Annotated in this window: 2 tRNA genes and 1 rRNA gene; all 3 read left to right on the top strand. The window is 57.8% G+C overall.

Features of this window, described 5'->3' with window-relative positions:
- Positions 1 to 70: ribosomal RNA gene (locus PX554_RS26510) — 16S ribosomal RNA — on the top strand; the annotation flags it as partial.
- Between the two features lie 179 nt (positions 71 to 249).
- Positions 250 to 326 (top strand) — tRNA-Ile (locus PX554_RS26505).
- Positions 327 to 447: 121 nt separating this feature from the next.
- Positions 448 to 523, top strand: a tRNA-Ala gene (locus PX554_RS26500).
- Positions 524 to 971 lie beyond the last annotated feature (448 nt).

Raw genomic sequence — 971 nt, 5'->3', positions numbered from 1 at the left:
GGGCTTAGCGACTGGGGTGAAGTCGTAACAAGGTAGCCGTAGGGGAACCTGCGGCTGGATCACCTCCTTTCTAAGGATATCGGCAGAAAGCGCCTGATGGTTCGCCACCAGGAAGAGCTTCTTCCATTCCAAAGAACATTTTAGCCGCCGTCCTCATGTCCCTTCATCTTCTGGAAATCAGCGCAGCCAGCGCTGTGTCGCGCTCTGATGAGCAGCGACACGACGCTGGCGATGCGCGGGCACGGTATTGGGCCGGTAGCTCAGGTGGTTAGAGCGCACGCCTGATAAGCGTGAGGTCGTAGGTTCAACTCCTACTCGGCCCACCACGGAATCAAGCGCGCAGCGCCGCGGGCAAAGCCCGCGTCGTCGGCCGAAGCTGAAGCTTCGCCGGCCGTGCTTGCCAGCGTACGAATTAGCGTTTGCTAATTCGTCTCGCTGACTGCGCATGGGGCCTTAGCTCAGCTGGGAGAGCGGTTGCTTTGCAAGCATCAGGTCATCGGTTCGATCCCGATAGGCTCCACCAAGCTGCAGCCGAAGAGACGCGGCAAGCAGAGCTTGCGGCGCACTTCGGCAAAGCCGGCCAGCGCTGCGAAGCGCGCCATAAGGCGCAGCTTTGCTGCGACTGACGGCGCAGCGGTCAGCGTGACCTTGCCCTAAGATTTTCCAGATGATGAAGACATCAGTTTGTCGGCTCTTGCGAGGGCCGGCGATACCGAGAGCGTGTGACGCTCTCCTATTTGACATTGTGAATGGGTTCTTAAAATCGATGCCGTGAATACGGCGTATGGTTTTGGACGAGAGGTTGGGAAGCGTGCTTGCCAATCGAGCGGTCGAACTGTGCGCTGATAATATCAGGCTGAGCATTTTAATCATCCGCACCAAGATACTGTGACGTTGCTGCTCTGCCGAGTTTTGGTTGGTCTGACGACCAGCCCAGCATTGTCATTGGTGGTGCGGACTCTCAAGCGTGA

Source organism: Sphingomonas pollutisoli, assembly GCF_029167165.1.
Classification (GTDB): domain Bacteria; phylum Pseudomonadota; class Alphaproteobacteria; order Sphingomonadales; family Sphingomonadaceae; genus Sphingomonas; species Sphingomonas pollutisoli.
This window is presented reverse-complemented; position numbering and strand designations above follow the sequence as displayed.